18 protein-coding genes and 1 pseudogene are annotated in these 21,892 nt (G+C 57.2%); 15 read left to right on the top strand and 4 right to left on the bottom strand.

What is annotated here, in order from left to right; translation table 11 throughout:
• Positions 1 to 56: 56 nt before the first annotated feature.
• On the bottom strand, positions 57 to 956 hold the full coding sequence (locus tag H9646_RS01530; RefSeq protein WP_191721562.1) for a LysR family transcriptional regulator: 900 nt from the start codon (positions 954 to 956) through the stop codon (positions 57 to 59).
• A 134-nt stretch (positions 957 to 1,090) separates the two neighbouring features.
• Between H9646_RS01530 and H9646_RS01525 the strand changes: the two genes are divergently transcribed.
• The 9 genes and pseudogenes from H9646_RS01525 (at position 1,091) to H9646_RS01485 (ending at position 9,625) form a co-directional block, all read left to right on the top strand.
• Positions 1,091 to 2,614: a CoA-acylating methylmalonate-semialdehyde dehydrogenase gene (locus H9646_RS01525; protein WP_191721561.1), complete on the top strand. Its 1,524-nt coding sequence runs from the start codon at positions 1,091 to 1,093 to the stop codon at positions 2,612 to 2,614.
• Between the two features lie 28 nt (positions 2,615 to 2,642).
• Positions 2,643 to 3,047: a lysozyme inhibitor LprI family protein gene (locus H9646_RS01520; RefSeq protein WP_191721560.1), complete on the top strand. Its 405-nt coding sequence runs from the start codon at positions 2,643 to 2,645 to the stop codon at positions 3,045 to 3,047.
• A gap of 53 nt (positions 3,048 to 3,100) precedes the next feature.
• Entirely contained in the window at positions 3,101 to 4,267 is a 1,167-nt protein-coding gene (locus tag H9646_RS01515; protein ID WP_191721559.1) for an acyl-CoA dehydrogenase family protein, read from the top strand.
• A 66-nt stretch (positions 4,268 to 4,333) separates the two neighbouring features.
• Positions 4,334 to 4,831, top strand: a complete 498-nt coding sequence (locus H9646_RS01510; RefSeq protein ID WP_191721558.1) for a TfoX/Sxy family protein — start codon at positions 4,334 to 4,336, stop codon at positions 4,829 to 4,831.
• Between the two features lie 49 nt (positions 4,832 to 4,880).
• On the top strand, positions 4,881 to 5,303 hold the full coding sequence (locus tag H9646_RS01505; protein ID WP_191721557.1) for a DUF488 domain-containing protein: 423 nt from the start codon (positions 4,881 to 4,883) through the stop codon (positions 5,301 to 5,303).
• Positions 5,304 to 5,392: 89 nt separating this feature from the next.
• Complete coding sequence (gene mmsB / locus H9646_RS01500) at positions 5,393 to 6,289, top strand: 3-hydroxyisobutyrate dehydrogenase (RefSeq protein WP_191721556.1); 897 nt, start codon at positions 5,393 to 5,395, stop codon at positions 6,287 to 6,289.
• A 447-nt stretch (positions 6,290 to 6,736) separates the two neighbouring features.
• A complete protein-coding gene (locus H9646_RS01495) occupies positions 6,737 to 7,189 on the top strand; it encodes an SRPBCC family protein (protein WP_191721555.1) in 453 nt (150 codons plus the stop codon).
• A 202-nt stretch (positions 7,190 to 7,391) separates the two neighbouring features.
• A pseudogene (locus H9646_RS01490) lies at positions 7,392 to 7,750 on the top strand (tryptophan synthase subunit beta); the annotation flags it as partial.
• Between the two features lie 255 nt (positions 7,751 to 8,005).
• Complete coding sequence (locus H9646_RS01485) at positions 8,006 to 9,625, top strand: methyl-accepting chemotaxis protein (RefSeq protein WP_191721554.1); 1,620 nt, start codon at positions 8,006 to 8,008, stop codon at positions 9,623 to 9,625.
• Positions 9,626 to 9,695: 70 nt separating this feature from the next.
• On the opposite strand, the gene H9646_RS01480 is transcribed toward H9646_RS01485, so the two are convergent.
• The 3 genes from H9646_RS01480 to mnmH all read right to left on the bottom strand — a co-directional run bounded on the left by H9646_RS01480 (position 9,696) and on the right by mnmH (position 12,326).
• Entirely contained in the window at positions 9,696 to 10,148 is a 453-nt protein-coding gene (locus H9646_RS01480; RefSeq protein ID WP_225213914.1) for a retropepsin-like aspartic protease family protein, read from the bottom strand.
• A gap of 195 nt (positions 10,149 to 10,343) precedes the next feature.
• On the bottom strand, positions 10,344 to 11,228 hold the full coding sequence (locus H9646_RS01475) for a pirin family protein (protein WP_191721553.1): 885 nt from the start codon (positions 11,226 to 11,228) through the stop codon (positions 10,344 to 10,346).
• Positions 11,229 to 11,258: 30 nt separating this feature from the next.
• Positions 11,259 to 12,326, bottom strand: coding sequence for a tRNA 2-selenouridine(34) synthase MnmH (mnmH, locus tag H9646_RS01470; protein WP_191721552.1), 1,068 nt, complete (start codon positions 12,324 to 12,326; stop codon positions 11,259 to 11,261).
• A 368-nt stretch (positions 12,327 to 12,694) separates the two neighbouring features.
• On the opposite strand from mnmH, the gene fdnG reads away from it, so the two are divergent.
• From fdnG to selB, 6 genes are all read left to right on the top strand, one after another.
• Positions 12,695 to 15,751 carry a formate dehydrogenase-N subunit alpha gene (gene fdnG, locus H9646_RS01465; protein ID WP_191721551.1) on the top strand — a complete coding sequence of 1,019 codons (3,057 nt, stop codon included), beginning with the start codon at positions 12,695 to 12,697 and terminating at the stop codon, positions 15,749 to 15,751.
• A 13-nt stretch (positions 15,752 to 15,764) separates the two neighbouring features.
• A complete protein-coding gene (gene fdxH / locus H9646_RS01460; RefSeq protein WP_191721550.1) occupies positions 15,765 to 16,694 on the top strand; it encodes a formate dehydrogenase subunit beta in 930 nt (309 codons plus the stop codon).
• Positions 16,691 to 17,317 carry a formate dehydrogenase subunit gamma gene (locus tag H9646_RS01455; RefSeq protein ID WP_191721549.1) on the top strand — a complete coding sequence of 209 codons (627 nt, stop codon included), beginning with the start codon at positions 16,691 to 16,693 and terminating at the stop codon, positions 17,315 to 17,317. Before fdxH ends, H9646_RS01455 begins: the two co-directional genes overlap by 4 nt.
• A gap of 107 nt (positions 17,318 to 17,424) precedes the next feature.
• A complete protein-coding gene (fdhE, locus tag H9646_RS01450; protein WP_191721548.1) occupies positions 17,425 to 18,399 on the top strand; it encodes a formate dehydrogenase accessory protein FdhE in 975 nt (324 codons plus the stop codon).
• 72 nt (positions 18,400 to 18,471) lie between these two features.
• The gene (gene selA / locus H9646_RS01445; protein ID WP_191721547.1) at positions 18,472 to 19,875 is read left to right on the top strand and encodes an L-seryl-tRNA(Sec) selenium transferase; all 1,404 of its coding nucleotides are present in this window, start codon (positions 18,472 to 18,474) and stop codon (positions 19,873 to 19,875) included.
• Between the two features lie 80 nt (positions 19,876 to 19,955).
• A complete protein-coding gene (selB, locus tag H9646_RS01440; RefSeq protein WP_191721546.1) occupies positions 19,956 to 21,878 on the top strand; it encodes a selenocysteine-specific translation elongation factor in 1,923 nt (640 codons plus the stop codon).
• Positions 21,879 to 21,892 lie beyond the last annotated feature (14 nt).

The following is a 21,892-nucleotide window of genomic DNA, read 5'->3' as shown; positions in this document are numbered from 1 at the left end:
TGCTACAGCACGTGCTACAACAATCTCAGTCGTTTAATGAAAGAACTAAACCCGGGTCAAATCGGCCTTAACTGCGCAAGGCGCTCCAGTGCCAGCTGCTTGAGCATGCGCCACACCGTCTGAATACGCACCACACCCTTGGCCTCTTGCGGCATAGACATCCAAAACGTGCGTTCAAATTTTGCTGCTTCTGGCAACACCCGCTGCAGCAAAGGATCACGGTCAGCCATGAACGCGGGCAGCACTGCCAAACCAGCACCTGCGCGTACTGCCTCGTACTGTGCGGCAATACTGGTACTGCGAAAAACAAACTGCGTGGGCTTATACAGCTGCGCCAGCAATTGCAGTTCTTTAGAAAAAAGCATGTCGTCCACGTAATGAATGAACTGGTGGTGACGCAAATCTTCGCTGGTGCGTACCAGTGGTTTGCGCGCCAGATATTGCCGCTCGCCATACAAGTAGAGGTGATAGTCGGCCAGCTTGCTGACCACCACCGTGCCACGTTTGGGCCGTTCGAGTGAAATTACGATATCGGCTTCACGTCGTGATAACTGCATTAAACGTGGCAAAGCCAGTAGATCGACAGACAGTTTCGGATATTGCTGGGCCATCAGCGCCAAGGGAGCGGCCAGAAGCTGAACGCCAAAGCCCTCCGTCACTCCTACACGCACCAATCCAGACACCGAGGTTGGCTGCGAGGCGGTCTGCTGCGTCTGATACTCAATGCCACGCACGGCTTTTTCCATGCTTTGGGCCACAGGCAATAGCTGGCGCCCAGCCTCACTGAGTTTGTGCCCCGAGGCTTCTCGCACAAACAGTGGATGGCCCAGTTGCTGCTCCAGCGCCTGAATGCGGCGCGCTACCGTGGTGTGCTCAACCTCCAGAGCACGCGCAGCACCCGCCAGAGTACCTGTTTGAGCCAGAGCCGCAAAAAAACGCAAGTGATCCCAGTCCATGCTCGCAGTTTGCCTGTGCTTTTTTGCAAAGCCAAGGTGCGTAAACGCGTATTGCCCAAGCAGATTTGCACATCTACCATGCGACGAATGGCTTACAAGGCCAGCCCAACCCTATAAACAAGGAGACAAGCCCAATGAACGCACCTACTTCTTCGAATGTGCTGGCCCCCACCGTCAAGCTGCTGATCAACGGCGAGCTGGTGGAATCCAAAACCACGCAATGGCGTGATGTGGTCAACCCCGCCACGCAAGAGGTGCTGGCCCGCGTGCCTTTTGCCACGCCTGAAGAAATCAATCTGGCAGTGAGCAACGCCAAAGAAGCGTTCAAGAGCTGGAAGAAAACCCCGATTGGCACCCGTGCCCGCATTTTCTTGAAGCTGCAGCAGCTCATTCGCGAGAACATGAAAGAGCTGGCGGCCACTCTGACCGCCGAGCAAGGCAAAACGCTGCCCGACGCAGAAGGTGACATTTTCCGCGGCCTGGAAGTGGTGGAGCACGCTGCCAACATTGGCAGCCTGCAGCTGGGCGAGCTGGCCAATAATGTGGCCAATGGCGTTGACACTTACACCCTGAACCAGCCATTGGGGGTATGTGCCGGCATTACACCCTTCAACTTCCCGGCCATGATTCCGCTGTGGATGTTCCCAATGGCAATTGCCACTGGCAACACTTTTGTGCTCAAGCCCTCAGAGCAAGACCCCATGGTCACCATGCGCCTGTGCGAGCTGGCGCTGCAAGCGGGCGTTCCACCGGGCGTATTGAATGTCATCCACGGTGGTGAAGATGCAGTCAACGCAATTTGCGACCATCCAGACATCAAGGCCATCAGCTTTGTGGGTTCCACCAAGGTCGGCACACACGTCTACAACCGCGCCAGCCTGAATGGCAAGCGCGTGCAGTGCATGATGGGTGCTAAAAACCACGCCATCGTCATGCCTGATGCCAACAAAGAGCAGTCACTGAACGCCTTGGCCGGAGCAGCTTTTGGTGCAGCAGGCCAGCGCTGCATGGCTCTGTCAGTGGTGGTACTGGTGGGCGAAAGCCAGAAATGGATTCCTGATCTGGTAGCCAAGGCCAAGACCCTGAAAGTGTCTGGCGGCACCGAAGCTGCAACCGATGTAGGCCCTGTGGTCAGCTGCGCTGCGCTTTCACGCGTAGAAAGCCTTATCGAGCGCGGCATTGCCGATGGTGCGGTGCTGGAGCTGGATGGCCGCAAGCCCCAAGTGGCTGGCTACGACAAGGGCAACTTTGTTGGCCCCACCATTTTCAGCGGCGTCAAACCCGGCATGAGCGTGTATGACCAGGAGATTTTTGGCCCCGTGCTGTGCATTGTGTCGGCCGACAACATCGATCAGGCCATTGAATTTATCAACGCAAACCCCAACGGCAACGGCACAGCTATCTTTACGCAGTCGGGTGCAGCCGCGCGCAAGTTCCAGGAAGACATTGATGTGGGCCAAGTGGGCATCAACGTGCCAATCCCTGTGCCTGTACCTTTGTTCTCGTTCACCGGCAGCCGCGCTTCCAAACTGGGTGATCTTGGTCCCTACGGCAAGCAAGTGGTGATGTTCTACACCCAGACCAAGACCATTACAGCCCGCTGGTTTGATGACAGCACCACCAGTCACGGCGTGAACACCACCATCAGCCTCAAGTAAAACGCACGCGCATTGCCAAGGATTTGAGATGATTGAACGCATGCGTTTGAACCTCTCTTCCTTGGCCGTGCTGGCGGGATTGCTGCTGCCGTGTACAAGCTTTGCCCAAGCGGGCGCAGCCTGCGACCCTCAGTCAGACAGTATCGCCAGCCGCAATGCCTGTGCTGTCCAGCGTTTTCAGCAAACCGATACTGCGCAGAACATTCTCTACGGCGATGTGATGCTGGCACTATCGGCCAACGAGCGCCCAGCGTTGCGCAAAGACCAGAACGCTTGGAGCCGCCAGCGCAGTCAGACCTGCAAGGCCCGCCACGCTACCGATGAACAGCGCGCCGAATGGCCACAGCTCTTGCATGACTGTTTGAACACAGAGACGCAAACCCGCCGCACCACCCTGCTGCACTGGCTGCACAACGGGCGCGCAGCACATTAGCACTCAAGGCTGCCCCAAGCTAGAACAACAACAATCGACCAGGAGACAATGCCATGGACTTTGAACTCACCGAAGACCAGCGCGCCTTTGCCAACACAGCGCGCCAGTTTGCGCAAACCGCCCTGGCACCGCACGCAGCGAACTGGGATGCAGAAGCTATCTTCCCGCGCGAAGCGATTGCTCAAGCTGGCGAACTGGGTTTTTGCGGTCTGTACGCCCCCGAAAATGCTGGTGGTCTGGCCCTGCCCCGCCTGGATGCCACCCTGATATTTGAAGAAATGGCTGCTGTAGACCCCAGCACGACCGCCTTCATTACCATTCACAATATGGCCACATGGATGCTGGGCACCTGGGCCACCGATGTCGTGCGCGCTGAATGGGGTGAGGCACTGACCAGCGGCCAGAAACTGGCAAGTTATGCCCTCACTGAGCCAGGTGCAGGCTCCGATGCGGCTTCGCTCAAGACACGGGCTGAGTTAGTGGGCCACGAATATGTGATTAATGGAGCCAAAGCCTTTATCAGCGGCGCGGGCAGCACCGATGTACTGGTGCTTATGGCACGCACAGGAGAAGCTGCCTCAGGCTCAGCAGGTATCAGCGCATTTGCGGTTCCTGCAAACCTGCCCGGCATCAGCTACGGTAAAAAAGAAGAAAAAATGGGCTGGAACAGCCAACCCACGCGTGTTATCAATTTTGATAATGTGCGCATTCCGTCCAACCACTTGCTGGGCCACGAGGGTGAAGGCTTCAAGATTGCGATGAAGGGGCTGGATGGCGGGCGCATCAACATCGCCACCTGCTCGGTGGGTGCAGCCCAAGGGGCTCTGACACAAGCACAGCAGTACATGCAAGAGCGCAAACAGTTCGGCAAGGCAATTGCCAGCTTTCAGGCACTGCAGTTCAAGCTGGCCGACATGGCGACCGAACTTGTCGCTGCACGCCAGATGGTGCGTCTGGCTGCCAGCAAGCTGGATGCGGGAGCACCCGATGCGTCCACCTATTGCGCCATGGCCAAACGCTTTGCCACCGACACTGGCTTTATGGTCTGCAACGAAGCACTGCAACTGCACGGGGGCTACGGCTATCTGCGCGACTTCCCGCTGGAACGACTGGTGCGCGACGCACGCGTACACCAGATTCTGGAGGGTACCAATGAAATCATGCGCGTCATCATTGCGCGACGCATGCTGGAAGGCGATGCACCTGAGGCCATTCGCTAAACTCAACAACCATAGCTGTACACGCTTACGCCACCAAAAAAAATACCGATTTGACTGCAACTCAAAATGCCTGCCAAGCCACTGTCTGACGAAACCCTGCACCTGATCGACGCCGTACGCAGTGCGTTGCAAGACTGCAGTGATGTGCAGGAAAAGCGCATGTTTGGTTGCCATGTCTTCATGGTCAATGGCAAGCTGTGTCTAGGTGTTGAAGGTGACGAGGTATTGGTGCGTCTGCTGCCAGTTACCCATGCTGAAGTGGCAGAAACACCGGGCGTGCGCCCTCTTTCCAGCAGGGGATTGATGGACGGTTACTTCTACATCAGCCCAACTGCCTATGCCACGCGTGAGCAATGGCAGCACTGGATAGATGCCGCTCTGACTTACAACCCGCTGGCCAAGGCATCACCCAAAAAAGTACGCAAGACGTCTGCCACCGCAGCTCAGCCCACGTTACCAGGCCAACGCACTGTCAAAGCAAGGGGCAGCGATGCTGCCCACCATTCCAGCGCCGCCGCACCTGCGCGCAAGCACTCGGTGTTTGATGACGACGATGTGCTGTAACAAGGCCCTTCACCGTATTTAAAAGCTCGACTCACGCAGGAAACACACCATGGCACTTCGCATCGTCCAGCTCGGTACCCCACGCACGCCCGACGAAGGCTTGCGTATTGGCACTGTGCGCCGCCCACCGCGTGGCGTGCCAAAAACCGCGTTTGCAAGTCGCGATTTCTACGATGTGTGGTACCCAGAACTGTCGCCCGAGCCGGAAACAATGGCCTTGGCACAAGAGTCGCACCGCCTATACGACGCTGGCCAGACCGCAGAGGCTAACAAGCAGTGGGCACTGTTTGCCAGACAATTTCACAAACAACTGGCCCACCCGCCTGCCGAGCGCACCTTGCAATTGCTGGCCGCGCTGTCACACCAGACCAACTTCTCCGTGGGCTGTTACTGCAAAGACGAGGCGCACTGTCACCGCAGCATTTTGCGCAGTCTGCTGGCAGCACGTAGCGCAAACATTTGCAATGCATAAGAACAAAGACTTTGAGCCGTCTAAGGCGTACACATCTAGCACTGACAGCTATTGAAACCGCAATTACAACCACCCCAAGGAGACAACACATGACAACGATTGCATTCATCGGTTTGGGCAATATGGGCGGCCCGATGGCCATCAATCTGAAAAAAGCCGGGCACGACGTGCGCGTGTTTGACCTGTCCAAAGATGCCGTCGCAAAGCTGGTGGCCGAAGGGGCTACCGCGGCTTTCAGCGCGCAAGATGCAGTCCAAGGTGCCAAAGTGGTGGTCACCATGCTGCCCGCCAGTCAGCACGTAGAAGCGCTGTTTCTAGGCAAAGACGGGGCACCCGGCCTGCTGTCAGCCATTGCCAAAGACACCCTCGTGATCGACAGCTCCACCATTGCGGCCGCCACCAGCCAAAAAGTGGCCAAAGCAGCTGATGCCGCAGGTATCGACTTTATTGACGCTCCCGTCTCTGGCGGCACCGGCGGCGCAATTGCCGGTACGCTCACGTTCATGGTGGGTGCCACTGCATCGCAACTGGAGCGCGCGAAACCTTATCTGGAAAAAATGGGTGCCAACATCTTCCACGCTGGCACCGTCGGCGCAGGCCAGACTGCCAAGATCTGCAACAACATGCTGCTGGGCATATTGATGGTGGGCACCAGCGAGGCCATCGCTCTGGGCGTAGCCAACGGACTAGACCCAAAAGTGCTGAGCGAAATCATGCGCCGCAGCTCGGGTGGAAACTGGGCGCTGGAAAAGTACAACCCTTTTCCAGGCGTGCACGAGGCCGCTCCGGCTAGCAAAGGTTATGTCGGTGGCTTTGGCACCGACTTGATGCTCAAGGACTTGGGGCTGGCACAAGAAAACGCTATCCAAACCCAGTCCAGCACCCCGCTGGGCGGCATGGCACGCGCCATTTATGCAGCGCACAGCATTGCAGGGAATGGCAAAGAAGACTTCTCCAGCGTGATCAAGCTGCTGCAAAAGCAGTAATGCTCTGATACTTTTTGACTTCCGCAAGGGCAGGCCGCGCAGACAACGCTGCGCAGCTTGCAACCTATAAGCGTCATGACTGGAGGCAGCATGGCGCTCTCGTGTGTAGCTGCACAAGACACCCCACCCTGCTGCACCACTGACAAGCCTTACAGCCCTGCTGGTGACACCCTGCGGCATAGACAGGTACAACCTATCGTCTGGGTGCTCAGGCCTGCGCACATTCATTGAAACAGTCCTAAAAATATCGCTCACACGCTTCTCCAACCTTTTGCGTGGGCACCCCTGGCCCGTCCTGAGTGAAGTAACCAGTGCTCGTTCGCTACCGCTCAGATGGCTGCACCAGTGGTACCTGTTTTGCCATTTCGCCGCCATGGGTTTGACTCGCTTTGCTTCCACGATGAAGCTAGGCTGGTTCTGCTCGCTCAATGTTCAGGAGATCCAGCCATGCCGCACACCATTCAGCTGCACCGCGTACTTCAGGCGCCACCCGAACGCATCTACCGCGCCTTTACTATCGCTGCAGCCCTCGTCAAATGGATGCCTCCACACGGCTTTGTCTGCGAAGTACAGGAAATGGATGCACGCCCCGGGGGGCACTTTCGCATGGCCTTCATCAACCTGAGCACTGGTGAGCGCAGCAGCTTTGGTGGCGTCTATCTAGAGCTGGTACCCAACACCCGCATTCGCAACAGTGACCAATTTGACGATCCCGGTTTGCCCGGCAGCATGATCACCACAGTCGACCTGCGCGCAGTTGCCTGTGGCACGGAAATACAGATCGTCCAAGAAGGCCTGCCTGAGATGATTCCCGTGGAATCCTGCTATTTGGGCTGGCAGCAATCGCTGCATTTGTTGAGTTTGCTGGTGGAAGCAGACATTCCAGCCAATTTGGCGTAGAGCAGTCGGCATGTTGACTGGTGTCAGTGTGCTGACCTAGTGCCGCAATCGGCTATCAAACCGCACACAAGCAACGATAAAGAATCCACCATCCCACCACCGTAGCTCTGACAAGCCGGGCAATCGCCCATGGTGGAGAACAAACATCGTGTGCTATCAATATGGGTGAACCTCTTACACCTATTGTGAACACAGCCCCAACATGAACACACCCTCCAACAGTGCTCCCATGCACGATGATCAGGGGTTTTTCGGCCCCTACGGTGACCACTTGGTGACGCCACATCTGAAGCAGGCGATGGATGACATCAACCCTGTCTACGCACAGATTGCCCAGCGGCAAAATTTTCAAGGTGAGCTGGTGGAGCTATTCGCCAGCTATGTGAGACGGCCCAGCCCCATTTTTCACACCAAACGCCGGTCTGCACTGCTGGGTGGTGCGCAAATTCACCTAAAGCGTGAAGACCTCAACCACACAGACGCGCAGGCGCGCACAAAAACAACCACTGTCTGGGAGAACCATTGCTGACCAAATTCATGAAAAAAATGGCCATTGCTGAACATTGCTGCACTGAAAATCGCACACGCCGTGGGATAGGCCATGTGCAATGGCTTCCACGCTGATCTGAGCACATCACATTCTGTTCAGCCTGTCTGGTCGTGGCGATAAAGACGCCGACTATCTTGCAAAAATTCTGGGTCTCTAAGCCCACTCTCAACATTTACCGCCACAACCCGATGGCTGGCGCGAATGTTGCAACGAATGCTTACATCTATCGCAGCCACAAGTTGCGGTGCACATGGAAGGGATTTGGGATGAAGTTTGTAGCCAACCTGTCGATCAAAAGCCGTCTTTACTGCGGCACCCTGTTTTGCCTGGCCATGCTGGTCATTATTGGCGGGGCAGGGTTTTATGCCTTAGAGCAAACGCGCAAGACAGTAGAAGATATCTTCACCACGCGGGTGCAGACATTGGTAGACATCAGCGAGCTGCGCACCAACTTAGGGAATGTGCAATTGGCCGAAAAAAACACGATTGTCAATTCCGACAACTCGGACATGGTCGCAGAAATGCTGGGACGCTGGCAAACCACTCTTGCCAGCCTCAAAGAGCGTGTCCAGATGCTGCTGATGCTGCAACCGCCCTCCTCCGAATATGCGCAAAAGCTCAACGTCGTCAGCACCTCACTGGAGCGCTACGGTGAAGATCTCGCCCCTGTCATGGAACAAGTGCGCAAAGGTCTGGTCAGCCCGGCGGAAGGCGCCGAGCAAGCTGAGGTGGTGCGCAGCGCCATCCATGACGCCGATGCACTGCTGGGCGCAGCGGTCATGCAGGCCCAGTCTGAGCTAGAAACGGGCCGCGCCACCATTGCACAGCAAGCCCTGCACATGAAAATGCTGATGGCAGCAGTGGTTTTGGCCTCCATTTTCGTCATGCTGCCCATCACAGTCTTGAGTGTGCGCAACATCATGCGGTCCTTGCAAATGGCTCGCAAAATGGCCCAGCGGGTGGCCGCAGGAGATTTATCGCAGGATATCGTGCCGCTCAACCGAGACGAAGTGGGTCAGCTGGTGCAATCCATGGCCGAGATGCAAAGCGCTCTGCGCAGCTTGGTCGCGCAAGTGCAGGCAGCGGCAGGTCAGGTCTCTACCGCCAGTGCAGAAATTGCCAGTGGCAACCACCACCTGAGTGAGCGCACCGAAGGCACAGCCACCCATTTGCAAACCACTGCAGGCGCGATGGAAGAGTTGGGTCAGGGCGTCCAACACAGCGCCCAATCCAGCGAAATGGCCCACCAGCAAGCGCAGGCTGCTACCAATGTGGCACAGCGTGGCAAGCAAGTGACCGCCAACGTGGTGCACACCATGCAGCAAATTGCACACAGCTCTGAGCGTATTGCCCAAATCACCGGAGTGATTGACGGCATTGCCTTTCAAACCAATATCCTGGCACTGAATGCAGCAGTGGAAGCCGCCCGCGCAGGCGAGCAAGGCCGGGGATTTGCCGTGGTGGCCAACGAAGTGCGCTCACTTGCTGGACGCAGTGCCGAGGCGGCCCGCGAAATCAAGGCGCTGATTACCGCATCCACAGAATGTGTCGACAGCGGTACATCGCTGGTGCGCCAGGCGGGGAGCACCATGGATGACATTGTGGGCAGCGTTGACCGCGTGGCCCAGGTGATTGCCGAAATCACCGAAGCCACACACGTGCAGCACCGCCAGATTGCCAATGTGATGCGCTCAGTCGATGAACTGGAGCAGATGACCCAGCAAAACGCAGCCTTGGTGGAGCAATCGAGTGCGGCTTCATCGTCGCTGCACGACCAGGCCAGCGTGCTGGACAAGGCGGTCAAGCAGTTCACCATGCCATCGCGGTTTGTGTCCGTAGAGGTTTTGCGGGAGACCAAAGAACCCACGCTTGCCATTGCAGCGTGACCACACATCAAAAACTGGAATAAAAATGGCTGTTAGCACATCTAAAGCGTGCGTTAACAGCTATGAATATTTAGCGAGGCCGCAACTCCATAACTTCTCCACGCATCAGCACATCAAACTGGCGCAAGAAGTTCTGCCCCAGCAGAGCGTCTTGTTCGCTGGTGCCGGTATAGCCGGTGCCCACGGTCAAATTGCGCGCTTGCAACGGCCCTACAGTCACGCTTTGCGCACGCACCAGACGCCCCATGCGCACGCCATTGGCGGTGCGAAACTGGACTACTTCTCCACCTTCAAGACCTGCGCGCTGAGCCAGGGCATCGGTTACGGAAATCGACGTAGCACCCGTGTCCACCATAAACAGCACAGGCTGACCATTGATGCTGCCGTCTACATAAAAGTGCCCATCCCGGTGGCGCTGCAGTTGCAGCCCTCCGTCAGAAGTGATCACGGAGGCCGAGGGCTGCAAGTACCGGTCCATGGCCACATACATCACACCCAGCACCACCATCCAAAAAATCGCCATGCCTGCCTGCATGCGCCACAGTGACCGGCGCGCGGCGTTGCTCTGAGAATGCACTGAAGAAATTCTCCCCGTCCAAATGGCTTACAAAGATCTATTTCAAACCTCATCAAATCAACGCAGCAGGGGTATGCGGCCTCTACCACGAAGCGCTGCCACTGCCTGTCAAAGGCAGGCTCTTAGTAGAGCTTGGTATGACTAAGGCAAGGCAGGTGCGGACAAACGGCGGTGCTCACCACCAGGCACACTGCCAAAACGTGCATCGCCCGCCTCCCAGGCAGCGCGGTATGTACGAATACTGGCCATATCTGCACCCACAAAGTTCCACCACATGGTGATAGGGTCGGTAAACGGAGTTCCTCCGATCACCAGCAGACGCGTACCAGCGGGCACTTGTACATTCAAAAACACGCGCCCCGGCGCTATGTAGGCCAACTCATCAACCCCATAAGTTTCGCCTTCGAGGGCAAAGCCACCTGTCAGTGCAAACAGCCCGTATTCAAAATCTGGGCGCATTTCCAGTACGAAATCAGCACCTTGTGCACTCAGCACTTCCAGACCCAGCATGGGCGAGTGCAAATCGGTGGGTGCCGTGTAAGCGCGATAGCTACCGGCCATCAACGACCATTGGCAGCCTTGCTCTTGCCACTGCGGCACGTCAGCGTAGTGCGAAAAAGCGGGGGGTTGATCCGCCACCGCACGGGGCAGCGCAATCCACAGCTGCGCAGCATGCAAGCGTACACCGGGCGCCACTGAATCTTCAGTGTGCGATATGCCATAGCCGGCCGTCATCAAATTGACCTGCCCCGGCCTCACAACTTGTTCTGAGCCCAAGCTATCGCGGTGCATGACTTCCCCTTCAATCATCCAGGTAAAGGTTTGCAAGCGCGTATGCGGGTGCGCCCCCACATGCATGCCCTGACCTTCATCAAAAGCGATAGGCCCGAGATGGTCAAGAAAGCACCAAGCACCGACCATGCGCCGTCCGCGTGTGGGCAGTGCACGAGAAATCTCCATCCCCTCTCCCAAGCTGCCTTTTCTGGCAAGGATGCGATCGATGGGGGGAAATGCATGTTCAGGCATACGGTGCTCCTGCTTGGAAGAAATCAGTCATCACGTCACAGATACTGGTGAATTTAACCCAGCAATACGTTGTGCGAGCTGTTGGATAGAAGTTTCAGACAGGTCATTCGCAGCAATGCTCGGTCGCTGACTCCACTGCTCAAAATGCTTGGACTGCGAGCGCTCATACTGTGGGTCATAGTGCAATCGCATCAGCTCTTCAAACAAGGCTGGCAGATTGCCTTCCTGCGCCCACTGCTGCCAGCGTGCAATGGTTTCGCCGCCTTGAATTTCTTTGAGAAAGCCCAGGCGCTCGCACAAAGTATCCACGTCGTCGCCCAGATATGCGTAGTCACGCAGCAAATATGCCAAGCGCGCTTCGGGGGTGGCCTTGATTTCGACCACCGGAGACTGACGCATGTGCTGCACCAGCAATACAGGCAACCCCACTCGGCCAATTTTGGGGCTCTCCCCCTCGATATAAACTGGCAGGCTCAAATCCAGCGCCTGCATTTGCTGTGCCAGCAACGTCTCAAAATTCTTTTGGCTGGGCTGGGCAACCCCAGGCAGAGAACCCAGCAGCGAGCCTTTGTGCCGTGCAAGCCCCTCCAAATCCAGCACTTGTGCACCTTGCTGCTGTAGCGCAAGCAACACACTCGTCTTGGCACTTCCTGTGGCACCACACAGCACACGCAACTGCAGTTGCGGCACGATGGCATCAATTTGCTCGACCACTTGGTGGCGAAAAGATTTGTAGCCACCAGCCAGTTGCTGGGCATCCCAGCCTACCAAGCGTAGCCAAGTCACCATGGAACCACTGCGCAAGCCGCCTCGCCAGCAGTAAACCAATGGTTTCCAGTTGGCAGGCTTGTCTGCAAATGTCTCTTTCAAATGCAAAGCAAGGTTGGCCGCCACCATGGATGCGCCCAAACGCTTGGCTTCAAACGGACTGACCTGCTTATAGATAGTGCCAATGATGGCCCGCTCTTCATTGCTCAACACAGGGCAATTGATGGCCCCCGGAATGTGGTCCAGCTCAAATTCAGCAGGTGTGCGGGCATCAATGATGGCGCTGTACTGTGCAATCTCAGTGACACGTACGGGTTGGCGGTGGGACATCAGAATTCAACAGTGCAAAAAAGAAAAGGTGCTCAGGCTCAACAAAGCATCCAAGAACCGTGTGGACGACAAGAGAAAGCTTGGTCGAGCCTCGACACCCCTCTGCGCTGCAGAGAACCTTCATAACCAGCCTGCAATTGTCTCCGCTCTTGTCTGACTGTGCTGTCCGCAAGCGCAGCAGCTGTATTTCAGACGTTGTCTTACCCGCTCCCAAGGGTTTGCCCATCTATATGCAAACTTGATCCATGCAAACATATGCACACATTCACCAGCCACTGCCATCGGATAAAGGCAGGTGAGTGGGTCTTGTATGAGACATATAACTAGAATTCCGCCTACAAGCGTCAAGTTTTAAAAAAGGTAACCCCATGGTGCAATTCTCCAGACGCCAGTTCATGAAAGTGACTGGTTCGAGTCTGGCGGCATCCAGCTTGGCAGTGATGGGCTTCTCGCCCACCGCTGCACTAGCTGAAGTTCGCCAGTTCAAGCTGGCCGCAGCCACCGTTACACGGCAGACATGTACGTACTGCTCGGTCGGTTGTGGTCTATTGATGTATTCGTACAGCGACGGCGTGAAAAATGCCAAGCTGTCCGTCATGCACGTTGAAGGTGATCCCGATCACCCTGTCAACCGCGGCACACTGTGCCCCAAGGGTGCTTCGCTGCTCGACTTCGTGCACAGTCCCCACCGCCTTCAGTACCCCGAGTACCGCGCTCCAGGCTCCAATGAGTGGAAGCGCATGTCCTGGGACGAAGCACTGAACCGCATCGCCAAGCATCTGAAAGATGACCGCGATGCCAACTTCGTTGAGAAGAACGAAAAGGGTCAGACGGTTAACCGCTGGCTCACCACTGGCATGCTGGCCGCCTCGGCCTCCAGCAATGAAGCCGGTTACGTCACACACAAGGTAGCCCGTTCCTGGGGTCTGCTGGCGCTCGATAACCAAGCACGTGTCTGACACGGCCCGACGGTGGCAGGTCTTGCCCCGACGTTTGGCCGTGGAGCCATGACCAATCATTGGGAAGACATCAAAAATGCTGATGTCATCTTGGTGATGGGTGGTAACGCAGCAGAAGCACACCCTTGCGGATTCAAATGGGTTACAGAAGCGAAAGAGCACAACGGTGCCCACTTCATGGTGGTCGACCCGCGCTTTAACCGCTCTGCCTCGGTTGCCGATTTCTATGCCCCTATCCGTTCGGGTTCGGACATCGTTTTCCTCGGCGGCATCATTAATTACTTGTTGACCAACGACAAGATCCACCACGAGTACGTGAAGAACTACACAGACTTCTCGTTTATCGTGCGTGAGGACTTTGCGTTCGACGAAGGCATCTTCTCGGGTTACAACCCCGAAACTCGTACTTACGACAAATCGTCGTGGGACTACGAGATGGGTGAAGACGGCTTTGTAAAGGTCGATCCTTCACTGCAGCACCCACGCTGCGTGTACCAGTGGCTCAAACGCCACTACGCAGGCTATACACCTGAAAAAGTGGAAAGCATCTGCGGTACACCCAAGGCAAAGTTCCTGCACGTAGCGGAGAAGTTTGCATCGACTGCTGAAGCAGGCCGTGTCGCCACCATCATGTACGCCCTGGGCTGGACACAGCACACCACCGGTGCACAGATGCTGCGTACCGGCGCCATGATTCAGCTGCTGTGCGGCAACATTGGGGTTGCTGGCGGCGGTATGAATGCGCTGCGTGGTCACTCCAACATCCAAGGTCTGACTGACCTGGGTATCTTGTCTGCTTCGTTGCCGGGTTACCTGACGCTACCCAACGAAAGCGAACAAGAGTACGAGAAGTACATCGGTGCTCGCACACCCAAGACGCTGCGTCCGGGTCAGATGAACTTCTGGCAGAACACGCCCAAGTTCCACGTCAACCTGATGAAGGCATGGTTCGGCCCTGCTGCAACTGCTGAAAACAACTGGGCGTTCGATTACCTGCCCAAGCTGGACAAGCAGTACGACATGCTGCAGATCACAGACATGATGGTGCAAGGCAAGGTCAATGGTTACATTGCCCAGGGCTTTAACCCATTGGCTGCGCTGGCGAACTCGAACAACGTACGTGAAGGCTTGAAGAAGCTGAAGTTCTTGGTGATCATGGACCCGCTGGTCACTGAAACCTCCGAGTTCTGGAAGAACCACGGCGAGTTCAATGATGTAGATACCGCGTCTATCCAGACTGAAGTATTCCGCTTGCCCACCACCTGCTTTGCCGAAGAAGATGGCGCAGTAGTGAGCTCTTCGCGTGTACTGCAGTGGCACTGGAAAGCGGCTGATGCCCCTGGTGAAGCAAAGACTGACATCGCCATCATGTCCGGGCTGCACCTGCGCATGAAAAAGTTGTACGAAACGGACGGCGGCAAGTTCCCCGACCCCATCGTCAACCTGTGGTGGCCTTACGCGCAAGCTGCACACCCCACTTCCGAGGAAATTGCCAAGGAATACAACGGCAAGGCACTGGTTGATTTGACCGATGCTGACGGCAAGGTCATTCGCAAGGCGGGTGAACAGCTGGCAGGCTTTGGTGAAATGCGTGCAGACGGCACCACCATGGGCGGATGCTGGGTCTGGTCGGGCTGCTGGACGTCTTCGGGCAACCAGATGGCTCGCCGCGACAACAGCGACCCAACCGGCATCGGCAATACGCTGAACTGGGCATGGGCATGGCCTGCAAACCGCCGCATTTTGTACAACCGTGCATCGTGCGACACGCAAGGCAAGCCTTTCGACCCGAACCGCGTGCTCGTCAAGTGGGATGGTGCAAAGTGGGCAGGCGCCGACGTACCAGACATTGGTGCAACACTGCCGCCTAGCTGCAACCCGTTCACGATGAATCCGGAAGGCGTGGCCCGCTTCTTCGCTCGCAAGGGAATGAACGAAGGTCCGTTCCCAACGCACTACGAAGCGTTTGACAATCCATTGGGCTACAACCCGATGTATCCAGAAAACAAACTGGCGGTCATCAATCCTGCTGCACGTATCTTGGAATCAACCAAGGGCACTGCAGGCGATCCAAAGGAGTACCCACACGTAGGCACCACTTACCGCCTGACTGAGCACTTCCACTATTGGACCAAGCACGTTCAGTTGAACAACATTGTTCAGCCTGAGCAGTTTGTCGAAATTGGTGAAGCGCTGGCCAAGGAGCTGGGCATCGAGACGGGTCAGAAGGTCAAGGTTTCCTCAAAACGCGGTTTTGTAAAGGCCGCTGCTGTAGTTACCAAGCGCATCAAGCCCATGCAGATTGACGGCAAGACCATCCACCACGTGGGTGTGCCCATTCACTGGGGCTTCTCGTCAACTGGACGCAAGGGCTACCTGGCGAACAATCTGACCGCCTCGATTGGTGACGGCAACAGCTACACCCCTGAGTCCAAGACCTTCCTGGTCAAGGTCGAGAAGGCATAAGGAGAAATAGCTGATGTCTTCAACCATGTCCCTCGATATCAAGCGTCGCTCCGCGACCACTACCCCTTCCCCCAGCGCACGCGGTGCGCATGGTGGAGAAGTGGCCAAGCTGATTGACGTCTCCAAATGCATTGGCTGCAAGGCTTGCCAAACAGCGTGCATGGAATGGAACGACCTGCGCGACGAAGTCGGCACTTTGGCTGCTGGCGTTTATGACAATCCTACCGACCTCACGGCCGAGTCCTGGACTGTCATGCGCTTTGCCGAGTACGAAAACGAAGCAACAGGCAATCTGGAATGGCTGATCCGCAAGGACGGCTGTATGCACTGTGAAGACCCCGGTTGCCTGAAGGCCTGCCCATCGCCTGGTGCGATCGTGCAGTACGCCAACGGCATCGTGGACTTTCAACAAGACCAGTGTGTGGGTTGCGGTTACTGCATAACAGGCTGTCCGTTCAACATTCCACGCATCTCCAAGAAGGACCACAAGGCGTACAAGTGCACCTTGTGTTCTGACCGCGTGGCTGTGGGCCGCGAGCCTGCTTGCGTCAAGACTTGTCCAACGGGTGCCATCATGTTTGGCACCAAGAAAGCAATGCATGAGCAAGCAGAACGCCGCATTGGCGATTTGCAAAACCGTGGTTATGCCAATGCTGGTTTGTATGACCCAGCTGCAGTCGGCGGTACACATGTCATGTACGTGTTGCACCACGCTGACAAGCCATCGCTCTACAAGGGCCTGCCGGATGATCCCAAGATCAGCCCCATGGTTTCTCTGTGGAAGGGTGTTGCCAAGCCTCTGGCCATGGCAGCTTTGGGCGCAGCCGCTGTCGGCAGCCTGTTCCATTACATCACCAAGGGCCCGAACGACGTGTCCAAAGAATTGGAAGATGAAATGGACCGCAAGGATGCAGCAGCCGACAAGAAGGAGAACGGCCAATGAAACGCAATCCACGCGACCTCGTGCGCTATAACGCATCGGAGCGCGCCAACCACTGGGTGGTAGGCATTTGCTTCATCTTGCTGGCTCTGTCTGGCTTGGCGTTCTTTCATCCAGCGTTCTTCCCACTGACTCAATTGTTCGGTGGCGGACCCTGGACCCGCATCCTGCACCCCTACATTGGTGTAGTGATGGCTGTGTTCTTCATCATCATGGCGTTCCGCTTCTGGCGCTTGAACGTGATTGAGCCTCGCGATATCGAGTGGCTCAAGAACGTGAACAAAATGATTGATGGTGATGACCACGACATGCCTGAACAAGGCAAGTACAACGGCGGTCAAAAGCTGTTGTTCTGGGGTCTGGTCATTGGCATGGCATTGATCACCATCACCGGTTTTCTGATGTGGCGCGCTTGGTGGAACCTGCCTGTGGACCTGGTCCGCACAGCATCCGTCCTGCATGCTATTGCAGCAGTATGGATGATTGGCCTGATCGTCATGCACGTCTACGCGGCTATTTGGACCCGTGGAACCATTCGCGCAATGTTGTATGGCACAGTCACACGTGCTTGGGCCAAGCAACACCACCGCGGCTGGTATCGCAAGATGACCGGCGACAACGACTAAGTCGCTGGTTTGGCCGCGAAATAAAAGTCACTTAGACGCTTGTTGATTGCCGCCGGTACAGCCCATGCTGGGCGTACCGGCGGCTTCAATTTAGGGAACCCCTTTTCATGCAACAACGCATTCTTCAGCCCGGCGAAATTGAATCGCTGGACAAGACTTCCTTCCCTCGCATCCTGCTGCCTCAAGTAGCCAGCCTGTTTGCCGAGCGCGCAGCCCGACTGCGTCAGCTTTCCGAAGGCAATCCGATTGCCGATTACCTGCAATTTGCAGCTAAAATTGTGGATGCACAGCATGCAGCTGTCTCCAAAGTAGAGTTGCAAGCACTGAACACAACGGACGTGGCTCGTGCACAGCAGCACTCCATGCCCTTGCTGCCTGCAGCTGAGCACATCGATCCGGCATGGCACCAAGTACTCAATGCCATGCTCGATACCCTGGCAGGCAGCGAAGGTCTGCCAGAGCCATTACAGCCCTTGATTCAGTCCTTGCGCGAACTGAGCCACGAAGAGCGCGATGAGATCGCTCAACGTCTGCTGGAAAAAGAAGTCGCTGCCCGCCACATTGGCATGGCACCTTTCATCATGGCTGCTTTGCAGGTCACCTACGCCAAGCGCGCAGCGGCCTTGAATGCAGCAGATGTGCCTTACACCGACCCGGCCTCCATCTGCCCTGTTTGCGCCAGCGAACCTGTGGCCAGCGTTCTGCGCATTGGCGGCAAGGCCAACGGCCACCGCTACCTGCACTGCAGCACTTGCTGTACCGAGTGGCATATGGTGCGCGTGAAGTGCTCGCACTGCGAGTCCACTGCAGGCATTCACTACCAGACCATTGAGGGCAGCAAAGACGTTATCACAGCAGAAACCTGTGATGAATGCGGCACCTACCGCAAAATCGTCAATCAAGAAAAAGACCCGATGGCAGAACCATTGGCAGACGACTTGGCCAGCTTGATGCTGGATTTGCTGATGAGCGAAAGCACCACGTTCAAGCGCGCCAGTGCGAACCCCTTGCTATTTGTCGCTGTCTCGCAAGAGCAGACAGAAAACCAAGACGAAGCTCTGGTTGACCCTGCGGCAGAATAAGCACTTGTGCCCACTTGCCGAAAGGCCGCTGCGGCGGCCTTTTTTTATTGTTTTCACATTGAGAGTGCTGCATTGAACACTGCCGCCCCACGTCTTCCCTCGGTTGACAAACTGCTCCAACACCCCGTCTTGCAAGGCTTGCAGATTGAATTTGGTCGCTCCAGCACGACCGATGCAGTACGGCATGTGCTCGATGGCCTGCGTCACCACCTGCTCGATGGCAGCCTGCAAGCCGGACAAGTCAGCGCTGACGCTTTGACCCAGGCCGTACAAAGCCGCTTGACCGAGCGTTTTGCCCCCCGCCTGAAAAGCGTGTTCAACCTCACGGGTACGGTGCTGCACACCAATTTGGGCCGTGCCCTGCTGCCTCAAGAGGCCGTGGATGCAGTGGTCGAAGCACTGACCAACCCTGCCAACCTGGAATACGACCTCGAAACCGGTGGCCGTGGCGACCGCGATGATCTGGTTGAAGCCCTGATTTGCGAGCTGACCGGCGCCGAGGCTGCCACCATCGTCAACAACAATGCTGCTGCCGTGCTGCTGGCGCTGTCCACCCTGGCTCCAAGCAAAGAGGTTGTGGTCTCACGCGGCGAGCTGGTGGAAATTGGCGGTGCGTTCCGCATCCCCGACATCATGAAACGTGCCGGGTGCCAGCTGCTCGAAGTGGGCACCACCAATCGCACCCACGCCAAAGACTATGCAGAAGCCATCAGCGATCGCACCGCCTTGCTGATGAAGGTACACACCAGCAACTACGCAGTGATGGGCTTTACCAAAAGTGTCTCAGACGCTGAAGTCACAGCCATGGCCCATGAGCGCGGCCTGAACATGATGGTGGATCTGGGCAGCGGCACTTTGGTCGATCTGCGCCACTGGGGCCTGCCCCACGAAGTGACCGTACGAGAAACGGTGGATGCCGGGGCCGACATTGTCACCTTCTCGGGCGACAAACTGCTGGGCGGCCCCCAGGCGGGCATCATCGTAGGCCGCAAGGAATTGATTGCGCAGATCAAAAAGAACCCCATGAAACGTGCCCTGCGCGTGGGCAAACTCACGCTGGCCGCCCTGGAGCCCACACTGCGCCTGTACCTGCACCCAGAAAAACTGGCCGAACGTCTGACCACGCTGCGCCTGTTCACCCGCCCCCAAGCTGCAATGCAGGCCCAGGCCGAAAGCCTGGCACCACAGCTGCAAACCGTGCTGGGGGATACGTGGGTGGTAGAGCCTGCCGCAATGCACAGCCAAATTGGTAGTGGCGCCCTGCCCGTAGAGAACCTACCCAGTTTTGGGCTGAAGCTTTACCCAGCCAGCGGCAAGCAAGCTGGCCGCCAGCTGACCCAGCTGGAAGTGCGCCTGCGTGCCCTGCCCCGCCCGGTCATTGGCCGCTTGCACGACGATGCACTCTGGCTGGACTTGCGCTGCCTGGAAGAGCCCATGCAAGCGCAGTTTGTGCAGCAACTGGCCGCACTTCAATAAATCAATAGCTACCAGCGCTTACCAGATAAGCGCCAGAGGCATATTTGCTTAAATATTTTTGCTGACTAGAAAGTGTTTGCATGATCATCGGTACCGCTGGACACATTGACCACGGCAAAACCACGTTGGTGCGCGCCCTCACGGGCGTGGAAACTGACCGCCTCAAAGAAGAAAAATCGCGGGGCATTTCGATTGAGCTGGGCTATGCCTATGCCCCCCTGCCCAACGGAGATGTGCTGGGCATCATTGACGTACCCGGCCATGAACGCTTTGTGCACACCATGGCCGCCGGCGCTGTGGGCATTGACCACGCCTTGCTGGTGGTGGCAGCCGACGACGGGGTGATGCCGCAAACGCTGGAGCACCTTGAAATTTTGCAGCTGCTGGGTGTCAAAAAAGGCACCGTCGCCCTGACCAAGGTGGACCGCGTGCTGCCCCAGCGCATCGAAGAAGTGAGGCTGGAAATTGCAGCCATCCTGTCCGTCTCCAGCCTGCACGAAAGCCCAATTTTTGAAACGGCAGCCAGCCAACCCGGCGACCGCGGTGTGCAGGCGCTGCGCGAGTACCTGGAAGTACAGGCGCTGATGATGCCTTCCAGGCCCCAAGACGGGCTGTTCCGCCTGGCGGTAGACCGCGTTTTCACCCTGCCCGGCCAAGGCACGGTGGTGACGGGCACCGTGTTCAGCGGCCAAGTCGCTGTGGGCGATGTGTTGCAGCACTCGGCCAGTGGTCAAGCCGTGCGCGTGCGCAGCATCCACGCACAAAATCAGGCGGCACAAGTGGGCTTGGCGGGCCAGCGCTGCGCACTGAATCTGGCAGGCATTGCCAAAGAGGACATCATTCGCGGCGACTGGATCGCCGACGCGCGCGTGCTGCAGGCCAGTGACCGCATTGACATTCGCCTGCACCTGCTGGCAGAAGCCCCGCCCATGCAGCAGTGGACCGCCGTGCATGTGCACATTGGCACCCAGCGCTGCACCGCTCACGTAGCCCTGCTGCAAGATGGCGCGATTGAACCGGGCACGGAAGTGGCCGCACAACTGGTGCTGGACCACCCCGTCTACGCGATTCCGGGCGACCGCCTCATCATTCGCAATGCCCAAGCCAGCCGCACCATTGCGGGCGGCATGGTGCTTGACCCCTACGCCCCGGCCCGCAAGCGCCGCAGTGCTGCGCGTTTGGCCTATCTGCAAGCGCTGGAGTCGCTGGTTACTACAGGCGCACCTGCGGCCTTAGTAACGCATGCGGCACACGGCATCAGCTTGTCGCAACTACAGCGCCTGAGTGGCCGCGCCATGGATGGCATGGACTTACCCGGCACCCAGCGTATTGCACAAACCGATGGCGACGCACTGCTGCTTGACAGCGCACGCTGGCAGCAACTGCAGCAGCAGGTCATGGACACTATTGCCCGCTTTCACGACAAGTACCCCGACGAGCCCGGCATTAACGCCGCCCGCCTGCGCCGCATGGCATGGCCCGGTCTGGTACACAGCCAGCACGACAAACTGTGGCGAGCATTGATTGATCAGCTGCTGCAAGACCAACAACTGGCCAGCAGCGGCGCGTGGCTGCACCTGCCCAGCCACAGCGTGCAGTTCAGCGCCCAGGAGCAAGCCTTGTCAGAGCAACTGCTGCCCCTGCTGGACGCAGGCCGCTTTGACCCACCATGGGTGCGTGACTTGGCCGCAGACACCGGCACAGGCGAAGAAGTTGTGCGCCAGCTACTGCGCAAACTGGCCCGCCAGGGCTTGGTGTTTCAGGTGGTCAAAGACTTGTTCTACACCGCTTCCAACATGGATGAGCTGGCCCGCACCATCAAAGAGCTGGCCAGCGCCACCCCCAACGGCGAAGTGGTGGCACGCGAGTTCCGCGATGTCACAGGTCTGGGCCGCAAGCGCGCTATCCAGATCATTGAATGCTTTGACCGCCTGGGCTACACGCGCCGCGTGCGCGATGCCCACGTTCTGCGCCCCGATACGCAGTGGCATACCCAAAGCTGATACCGCGTTTGACT

The sequence above is a fragment of the Comamonas avium genome (genome assembly GCF_014836675.1).
GTDB classification, from domain to species: Bacteria; Pseudomonadota; Gammaproteobacteria; order Burkholderiales; family Burkholderiaceae_C; genus Comamonas; species Comamonas avium.
The sequence above is the reverse complement of the archived record's forward strand: the minus strand, read 5'-3'. Positions and strand labels throughout refer to the sequence as shown.

Excerpts from the sequence above, each read along its gene's own strand:
- H9646_RS01530 (WP_191721562.1), bottom strand. The coding sequence starts at position 956 with ATGGACTGGGATCACTTGCGTTTTTTTGCGGCTCTGGCTCAAACAGGT.
- H9646_RS01525 (WP_191721561.1), top strand. The coding sequence starts at position 1,091 with ATGAACGCACCTACTTCTTCGAATGTGCTGGCCCCCACCGTCAAGCTG.
- H9646_RS01520 (WP_191721560.1), top strand. The coding sequence starts at position 2,643 with ATGATTGAACGCATGCGTTTGAACCTCTCTTCCTTGGCCGTGCTGGCG.
- H9646_RS01515 (WP_191721559.1), top strand. The coding sequence starts at position 3,101 with ATGGACTTTGAACTCACCGAAGACCAGCGCGCCTTTGCCAACACAGCG.
- H9646_RS01510 (WP_191721558.1), top strand. The coding sequence starts at position 4,334 with ATGCCTGCCAAGCCACTGTCTGACGAAACCCTGCACCTGATCGACGCC.
- H9646_RS01505 (WP_191721557.1), top strand. The coding sequence starts at position 4,881 with ATGGCACTTCGCATCGTCCAGCTCGGTACCCCACGCACGCCCGACGAA.
- mmsB (WP_191721556.1), top strand. The coding sequence starts at position 5,393 with ATGACAACGATTGCATTCATCGGTTTGGGCAATATGGGCGGCCCGATG.
- H9646_RS01495 (WP_191721555.1), top strand. The coding sequence starts at position 6,737 with ATGCCGCACACCATTCAGCTGCACCGCGTACTTCAGGCGCCACCCGAA.
- H9646_RS01485 (WP_191721554.1), top strand. The coding sequence starts at position 8,006 with ATGAAGTTTGTAGCCAACCTGTCGATCAAAAGCCGTCTTTACTGCGGC.
- H9646_RS01480 (WP_225213914.1), bottom strand. The coding sequence starts at position 10,148 with ATGGCGATTTTTTGGATGGTGGTGCTGGGTGTGATGTATGTGGCCATG.
- H9646_RS01475 (WP_191721553.1), bottom strand. The coding sequence starts at position 11,228 with ATGCCTGAACATGCATTTCCCCCCATCGATCGCATCCTTGCCAGAAAA.
- mnmH (WP_191721552.1), bottom strand. The coding sequence starts at position 12,326 with ATGTCCCACCGCCAACCCGTACGTGTCACTGAGATTGCACAGTACAGC.
- fdxH (WP_191721550.1), top strand. The coding sequence starts at position 15,765 with ATGTCTTCAACCATGTCCCTCGATATCAAGCGTCGCTCCGCGACCACT.
- H9646_RS01455 (WP_191721549.1), top strand. The coding sequence starts at position 16,691 with ATGAAACGCAATCCACGCGACCTCGTGCGCTATAACGCATCGGAGCGC.
- fdhE (WP_191721548.1), top strand. The coding sequence starts at position 17,425 with ATGCAACAACGCATTCTTCAGCCCGGCGAAATTGAATCGCTGGACAAG.
- selB (WP_191721546.1), top strand. The coding sequence starts at position 19,956 with ATGATCATCGGTACCGCTGGACACATTGACCACGGCAAAACCACGTTG.